This is a genomic window from Serratia sp. MMO-28 (genome assembly GCF_037199905.1).
In the GTDB taxonomy this organism is placed as follows: domain Bacteria; phylum Pseudomonadota; class Gammaproteobacteria; order Enterobacterales; family Enterobacteriaceae; genus Chania; species Chania oryzae.
The window spans coordinates 222551-230738 of the sequence record NZ_JBBCVB010000007.1 but is presented as its reverse complement, the minus strand read 5'-3'; the positions used below and the strand labels follow the sequence as shown (position 1 = coordinate 230738).

The window sequence follows — 8188 nt, the reverse complement described above, 5'->3', positions numbered from 1 at the left end:
ATAAGCTCTCCCACGGGCTTGGTGTCCCAGAGGGCGTACGTGCTGCCACGCCGGGTAAGAACACGGTACAACCTATCTTTTTACATCAACTACAAACATACAAGGGTTAGGATAAGGGGACGAGCACCGCACGACTTGCCCCTCACCCCGGCCCTCACCCACAGGGAGAGGGAGGCCATACCTTTAGCACCTGCTGCATAATTATACCGTTTTGCGCTTAACTGACCGGCATTAGGCTACAGGGCGGTATTTTTCCAATCTGGCGCGGCTGGCCTGCGCCTCTTCCCCCAGCCAATCCACCAGTTCGCTCAGGGCGGTGGGTATTACCGCGCGTTCAGGATATACCAGATAGTAGGCCGCGCCGCTGGCCACGCTGAGCGGGAACGGCGTGACGATGCGGTTGGCCTGAATGTCCTCTTCCAGCAGGCAAAGATCGCCGATCGCAATACCAAATCCCTGCAGCGCGGCGCTGGTCGCCAGATCGAGGGTATCGAAATGCTGTGCTTTGGCGGAAGGCAATGCCTCATGCCCAGCCGCTTTCAGCCACAATAGCCAATCGCGGCGATCGCGCGTTGGGTGCAACAGGGTTTTCTGCGCCAGATCGCCAGGCTGCGGCGGCCGATTCAGCACCGGCAGATAAGTGGGCGTGCAAACCGGGGTCAGGATCTCGTCAAACAGATGCTGCACCACCAGCCGTTTGCGCTGTGGCTCACCAAACACCACGGCGGCATCAAAATGCTCGGTGCTGAAATCGACGCCGTGCGATACCGAAGCGGTCAGTTCGATATGCATTTCCGGCCGCTCATTCTGCAGGCGAATAATGCGCGGTAACACCCAGCGCATCGCACAGGTCGGGCATTTGATCCGCAGCGTGCCCGGCTGCGCGCTGGCCCGCGCCAACGCCTCAGCCAATTGCCCCAATGCCTGCTGCACCGGTGCCAACAGCGATGCTCCCTGCGCGGTCAGCACCAATCCGCGCGCCCGGCGGCTGAACAGCGGGTAACCCAATTGCTGCTCCAGGCCAAGGATCTGGCGGCTGACCGCCCCCTGCGTCAGGTGCAACGCCTGCGCCGCATGGGTGAAATTAAGGCGCTGCGCCACCACCACAAAAGTTTTCAGCACGTCGAGTGACGGTAACGCTGTCTGCATGGCTAACCCTCTATTAACGCAAAAAAACCTCTTACCAGACATGATCTAAACGCATGGCTAGCATGACGAATTTTCTCTTGTTCGTCGATCCTAACTCATGCTTAATCGTTCCACACTTCATTCTTTTGTCCGGAGCCCATCATGCAGAGCGCCTGCTCCCAACGCTCGAAACTGCCAGACGTCGGCACCACCATTTTCACCGTGATCGGCCAACTGAGCGCCGAACACCAGGCACTGAATCTGTCCCAGGGGGCACCGAATTTTGCCTGCGATTTGCAGTTGGTGGAAGGTGTCGCCCAAGCCATGCGCGCAGGTCATAACCAATATGCCCCAATGAGCGGCGTGGCCGCCTTGCGCGTTGCGCTGGCGGAAAAAGTTGAACGCCTGTACGGCACGCGCTACGACGCGGATGACGAAATCACGGTCATCGCCAGCGCCAGCGAAGGGCTCTATTCCGCCATCAGCGCGCTGGTGCACCCCGGCGACGAGGTGATCTACTTTGAACCGGCGTTCGACAGCTACGCGCCGATCGTCCGTCTGCAAGGGGCAACACCGGTCGCCATCAAGCTTTCACTGCAGGATTTACGGATCGATTGGGACGAGGTGGCCGCCGCGATCAACGGCAAAACGCGGATGATCATCGTTAACAGCCCGCATAACCCCACCGGCAGCGTATTCAGCGAGCATGATATTGAGCGCCTGACCGCGCTGACGCGCCACACCGATATCGTCATTCTGTCTGATGAAGTCTACGAACACGTGGTATTCGACGGGGGCATCCACCACAGCATGGCGCGCCATCCGGCTCTGGCGGAACGCAGCGTGATCGTGTCGTCATTCGGCAAAACCTACCACGTCACCGGCTGGCGCGTCGGCTATTGCATGGCACCGGCGGCGCTGATGGAGGAGATCCGCAAGGTGCACCAGTTTATGGTGTTCTCGGCCGATACCCCGATGCAGTACGCCTTTGCCGCCGCGTTGAATAACCCGCAAAGCTATCTGGGGCTGGCAGATTTCTACCAGCAAAAACGCGATCTGCTGGCCAACGCACTGCAGGATTCACGTTTTGAATTGCTGCCAAGCGATGGCAGTTTCTTTATGCTGGCCCGCTTTAGCAGCTTCAGTAACGAAAGTGACAACGACTTTGCGGTGCGTTTGATCCGTGAAGCCAAAGTTGCCACCATCCCGCTATCGGCGTTTTACAGCGATGGCACCAATACCGGCATTATCCGTTTGAGTTTCTCGAAAGATAACGACACCCTGCTGGAAGGCGCACGCCGCCTGTGCCAGGTGTAACCCATTGATTCCGTTGCATAGGAAAGAACACCGATGAAAAAAACCTTAAACATGCTCATTGCCGCAGGCTGCCTGTTGGCTGCTGGCTCGACTTTCGCGGCGGAAAATAAGCTGCGCTTTGGTATTGAAGCTCTGTATCCGCCGTTCGAATCCAAATCCGCCAGCGGCCAGTTGGAAGGGTTTGATATCGATCTGGGTCACGCCGTCTGTGCTGCGGCAAAGCTTGAATGCAGTTGGGTAGAAACCTCGTTCGACAGCCTGATCCCGGCGCTGCAGGCGCGTAAGTTCGAGGCGATCAACTCAGCGATGAACGTCACCGATCAGCGCCGTGCGGCGATTGCCTTCACCGACTCGATTTATCAGGTGCCTAACCGTTTGATCGCCAAAGCCGACAGCGGCCTGCTGCCAGACGCCAAGTCACTGGCCGGCAAGCGCGTCGGGGTTCTACAAGGCTCGATCCAGGAAAACTATGCCAATGCGCATTGGGCTCCGCAGGGGGTCGACGTGGTGTCTTATCAGGATCAGAACCAGGTGTACCTTGACCTGACCTCTGGCCGCCTGGATGCCACGCTGATCATGGCCCCTGCCGGGCAGAGCGGTTTCCTGGCGCACCCGGACGGCAAAGGTTTTGCCTTTGTCGGTGAAGCGGTAAAAGACGGCAAAATTCTGGGTGAAGGCATTGCGTTTGGCTTACGCAAAGACGATGCCGCCCTGCTGAAGCAGTTGAACGAAGCTATCGCAAAAGTGAAGCAGCAAGGGACCATTAGCGCGCTGTCGAAGAAGTATTTTGGGGATATTGATGTGACGGTGAAGTAAGTATTTCCTGCCTACGCAGTTAATATCCATTAAATTAATATGGATACTAACTGCATCCCGCAGCCTATTTATACCCAAAATAATTCGAGTTGCTTGTAGGCGGCAACTGAATGACAAATCGGTCTTTGACCGATTTGAACAGCGCTTGCGCTGGCCCGTAGGGTGAGCCTCGAAGAGGCTCATCATCCCCAGGAGCTTACTCAAGATCAGACTGGGGTGAGTGACAAATCTGCTAAGCAGATTTGAACGCTGCTTGCAGCGGCCCCGAAGGGGCGAGGCCCAATACGGGCCGAGTCACGTAGCCAACACCCAAGCAACTTGAAGTATGACGGGTATAGATGCAGCTATTAAAGCATAATCACCTGCTCACAATCGTTATTTTATGAATGACGAGGGACTAAAATGTTTCCCAGGGGTGGGCTTTATCACCACAAATCAGACACATTTTCTAACATAAAATGTACGAGCAGAAAGTATGATGGTTCAGGTGAAACCCAACGAAAACCAGCATAGGGTCATCTCTACAATCCCCAGTCCACGCTGAATCACGCGTTAATTTAGTGCTTGCTACCCCCAACCTGGTGCACCATGAACGTTCAAAGGAAGGAAGTGTGAAGGTGGGGGAAGTCCTTTCCCCCATAGCAAATCAATATGTTAGCGAAGCAGTGAAGACCGGTTTAATCACGAATTATAAAGCTAGAGGTAGTTGAGATAGCCGTTAGTAATCAGATCATTGGCCTTTTTGAGCCGATAACGAATGTTCGCCCGCAACCAGCTGTCTGATGACCATTCACTTCTTACCCTTTCTTCACCAAAAATCTCAGAGGCAATATCTTTGTGCGTAAAACCTTGATTTCTATCATCAATAGTCTTAAGCAGTTCCAGACACTGTTTCTCTTTTTCATCGGTTTCACACTGATTGTTGATGATATTCTTAATGATATCGATATTCCTGTTTATTGTGTTGGTTTTCAGGCTCAACGGAATATACAAGAATAAATTTGAGTTCTCATTCAAGGTAATACCACCATCAGCGAAAAACTGAAAGTAGTTGTTATTATTGAATATTTTTATGCAGCATGTGTCATCCATCAGCCTGAGCGTGCGCTGATGGACTCCTGGCTTACCCGTGATACTCCCCCAGGTAAAATCACCGTAAGTGCTGAGTGCGAGCCTGATAGAGCGCTTGCTGAGCCTGGGAGACCAAAAGACATCTATGGGATCAGGATTACCAGGCTCCACATACTTCATTAGCCCCCACTTTTTTTCAGCTTCAAGATCTAAAATACTTTGTGTCCTTGCGGTATCATCGGATATTCCACTCACATAACAACCCTCTTCCATAGCTATTTCCCAATCACTTATGTACTGTGGGTTTCTCCGCAAACACTCCCAAGCAAAATCAGTATATACCAACTTTTTCATGGTGACATCCTTCGATTTGCAATATCCATTTCAAGCAAATCATAGTAACGATAGGATAAGAGATCATTAGAAGGGTGAAAAGTCAGGTGATAAATTTTATCCCTACACATTACCCCAGACACAAACTATTAATTACTCCATCGAAATTTTCCACATATTATGGAAAATAATGAAATTCATCAGAATCCAATGGAATTATCTTAGATAAAAATAGCTCTACCCTAGATTAGTGCTCATTTAACCAACGGATAAAAGGACCGGGTTAATAATATGGACTTTACCTCTCCTCAAGATTTATTCGGTGTTGAATTCGATCCACTGTATAGCGAAATAGAGGCAACGCTGGCGCAGCAGGATGAATCTTCCGATCCGCTTTCTATGTCACATGAGCAGCCGAAAATCAATTGGCCGCTGATTGCGGAACAATCAACCAAGCTGTTGGAACAATGCTACGATTTGCGAGTGGCGCTCTGGCAGATTAGAGCCAAGATGCATCAGGAAGGAGTCTGCGCCTTATTTCGCGGTTTAAATAAACTGGCCGAAAAAATCGAAGAAAACCGGGAGCCTATCTACCCTATTTCTGATGATAACTCGATAAATACTGGGCATGCGGCCGCGCTGTGTTGGTTATCGACCTCGCAATGTATTGCTGAATTAAAATCCGTACGCTTAACGGCGGAACATGCATATAACATACAGGATTTATTTAACTCCGAGTTTGAGGCCAATGAATCGAACCGTTTTTTGACAGCTTCATCCAACTCGTTAGTGGCAGTAAATACTTACTTCCAACAGAACGGTTACCCCGATTTGCTTGAGCAATTTATCAGCATTAGGAATTTCATTAAGAAAATTGAGAGTTATGCTAATCAATATTCTGATGGGTATCGGTTAGATTGTGATCAATTACATGCCTTCCTCTCAAAACACATTACGCTTCTTTCACAGTCAATTACCAACATAAATAGTAATGGTATAGACCAAGATGAAATAGCAACTCTTTCACTATCCACCTCGGTAGTGAATTCGAGTGATATTAATATCCGCTCACGTCAAGAGATTATTTTTATGCTAGATCGCATTTTAGAGTATTTCCAGAACTATGAACCTAGCCATCCGGCACCGATATTTATACGACGGACCAAGCAGATGATGGGGATGGACTTCATTTCTATTGTGGAGGATCTGCTTCCAGAGTCTTCGAGCACTTTACAACTGTTTACCGGTAAGTAACTCCTGAATAATCTTATGAGGACATCGAGATGGCCAAAGATTCAAGCTCACAAAAATTTATTGGCAGAAATAATGCCCCAAGGGTGCAAATAGAATATGACGTTGAAATTTACGGGGCCAATAAAAAAGTCGAGCTGCCATTTGTTACCGGCGTGATGGCGGATCTTTCCGGCCATCGTGATAAGCCGCTCGCCGCCGTTGAAGAACGCAAATTCCTGACCTTCGATCAGGACAACTTCGACGCCCGCATGCGTGCCATTAAGCCGCGGCTCAAATTCTATGTCGATAACACCTTGAGTGATGACGAAGAGTTGCTGGATATCGAACTTGAATTTGAATCCATGGATGACTTTTCTCCCGGAGCCATTGCCCGCCGAATACCTCAAATGGACAGGCTACTCGAAGCCCGCACGCACCTGGCGGAACTGATTACTTACATGGACGGCAAAGCCAGTGCAGAAGAAGTGGTTAAACAACTTCTTGAGCAACCCGACTTCTTACAACGCCTGGCTGCCGATGCGCAGAGTACGGTTAATCACCTCGGCCAGGATCTCAATAGTGAAGCCTCTGAGGGAGACGAATAGTGGAGAACCTGCAACAAGCACCAGCCAATAGTTTACCGGACGTTGAGGTCACCTTTGCTGACAACGAGTTGGACGAACTGCTCAAACGCTCGTTCCGCCCACGTACTGATGAAGCATCATCCGCCGTGCGCCGCGCAATAGGGACGCTTGCGGCTTACGCCAACAAAGGGAAAGTCAAGGTCAACCGAGATGTTGTGCTGACCATTGAATCTTTAGTCGCGGAGATCGACGAAAAGCTTTCAGAGCAGATGAACCATGTCCTGCACCATAAAGAATTTCAGAAACTGGAATCCGCCTGGCGTGGTCTGAGCTATCTGGTAAATAACACCGAAGTCAGTGAAACGCTGAAAATCCGCGTACTCAACATCAGCAAAGATGAACTGGCGAAAACGCTGCGCCGTTATCGGGGTTCAGCCTGGGATCAAAGCCCCATCTTCAAGCAGGTTTACGAGCATGAATATGGTCAATTTGGTGGCGAACCTTTTGGCTGCATGATTGGTGACTTTGAATTTGATCACAGCCCACAAAACGTCGCCCTGCTGACGGAATTAGCCAAGGTGGCCGCTGCGGCTCACTGCCCGTTTATCGCCTCAGCCTCTCCTAGCATTATGCAGATGAACAGCTGGCAGGAGCTCGGTAACCCACGTGATATCGGCAAAATCTTCACCACGCCAGAATATGCCCCCTGGAGGCGGCTGCGGGAAAGCAATGACTCACGTTATCTGGTACTGACGCTGCCACGTTTTCTTTCACGTTTGCCCTACGGGGCCAAAAGTCTGCCAATCGACGATTTTGCCTTTGAGGAAGTGGTCAGCCCCTACTCCATCGACGACTTTACCTGGGCCAACGCGGCCTATGCGATGGGGGTCAATATCAACCGTGCTTTCAATGAATACGGTTGGTGCTCACGGATCCGCGGTATCGAATCCGGCGGTTCAGTGGAAGAGCTCCCGGCGTATGCCTTCCCGTCTGACGAAGGAGGTTACGAACTGACCTGCCCAACCGAGCTGGCCATTTCCGATCGCCGTGAAAACGAATTATCCAATTCCGGTTTTCTACCGCTGGTCTACAGAAAACACTCGGACTTTGCCGCCTTTATCGGCTCATGCACGCTGCATTCCCCCGCACTGTATGAAGACCCTGATGCGACGGCAAACGCCAAACTTTCAGCACGTTTGCCCTACATTTTTGCCACCTGCCGCTTTGCTCATTACCTCAAATGTATTGTGCGCGACAAGATTGGTTCGTTCCGCTCTCGTGATGATATGCAAGTTTGGCTGAACGACTGGCTGATGAACTATGTGGATGGTGATCCCTCCATCTCCACGGAAGCCACCAAAGCCAAACGGCCACTGGCTGCCGCAGAAGTCCGGGTTGAAGACGTGGAAGACGATCCGGGCTTTTACCGGGCTCATTTCTACCTGCGCCCTCACTACCAGTTGGAAGGGATGACGGTATCCCTACGGCTAGTTTCCAAACTCCCTTCCAGCAAAGAAGGCAAAGAGCAATAGCAATAGCAATAGCAATAGCAATAGCAATAGCAATAGGCCACAAAACGCGTGCCCGGAACCATTCTGCGCCTCACCACGCAGGGTCTGGCATCGCTATGGCAATTCATCGGCCCCATTAAGGAGGTGTAACAAAGGAAAAAATATTTTTATCCATAAGAATCAGTTTATTACCGA

General features: G+C 51.0%; 7 protein-coding genes. 5 read left to right on the top strand and 2 right to left on the bottom strand.

Annotation, left to right across the window (positions count from 1 at the left end):
* Positions 1 to 231: 231 nt before the first annotated feature.
* Entirely contained in the window at positions 232 to 1149 is a 918-nt protein-coding gene (locus WG891_RS08790; RefSeq protein ID WP_337262149.1) for a LysR substrate-binding domain-containing protein, read from the bottom strand.
* A gap of 141 nt (positions 1150 to 1290) precedes the next feature.
* Between WG891_RS08790 and WG891_RS08785 the strand changes: the two genes are divergently transcribed.
* Together WG891_RS08785 and WG891_RS08780 are read left to right on the top strand one after the other, a co-directional pair.
* Positions 1291 to 2445: a pyridoxal phosphate-dependent aminotransferase gene (locus WG891_RS08785; protein WP_337262148.1), complete on the top strand. Its 1155-nt coding sequence runs from the start codon at positions 1291 to 1293 to the stop codon at positions 2443 to 2445.
* A 33-nt stretch (positions 2446 to 2478) separates the two neighbouring features.
* A complete protein-coding gene (locus tag WG891_RS08780; protein ID WP_337262147.1) occupies positions 2479 to 3261 on the top strand; it encodes an ABC transporter substrate-binding protein in 783 nt (260 codons plus the stop codon).
* 696 nt (positions 3262 to 3957) lie between these two features.
* Here WG891_RS08780 and WG891_RS08775 read toward each other — a convergent pair.
* A complete protein-coding gene (locus WG891_RS08775; protein WP_156293748.1) occupies positions 3958 to 4686 on the bottom strand; it encodes a DNA -binding domain-containing protein in 729 nt (242 codons plus the stop codon).
* Positions 4687 to 4956: 270 nt separating this feature from the next.
* Here WG891_RS08775 and WG891_RS08770 point away from each other — a divergent pair, with 270 nt between their 5' ends.
* From WG891_RS08770 to tssC, 3 genes are read left to right on the top strand one after another with little or no spacing between them, the layout of a single operon-like run.
* Positions 4957 to 5919, top strand: a complete 963-nt coding sequence (locus tag WG891_RS08770; RefSeq protein WP_156293747.1) for a type VI secretion system protein TssA — start codon at positions 4957 to 4959, stop codon at positions 5917 to 5919.
* Positions 5920 to 5948: 29 nt separating this feature from the next.
* Entirely contained in the window at positions 5949 to 6503 is a 555-nt protein-coding gene (tssB, locus tag WG891_RS08765; RefSeq protein WP_156293746.1) for a type VI secretion system contractile sheath small subunit, read from the top strand.
* Complete coding sequence (tssC, locus tag WG891_RS08760) at positions 6503 to 8014, top strand: type VI secretion system contractile sheath large subunit (protein ID WP_156293745.1); 1512 nt, start codon at positions 6503 to 6505, stop codon at positions 8012 to 8014. The genes tssB and tssC overlap by 1 nt, the downstream gene beginning before the upstream one ends.
* Positions 8015 to 8188 lie beyond the last annotated feature (174 nt).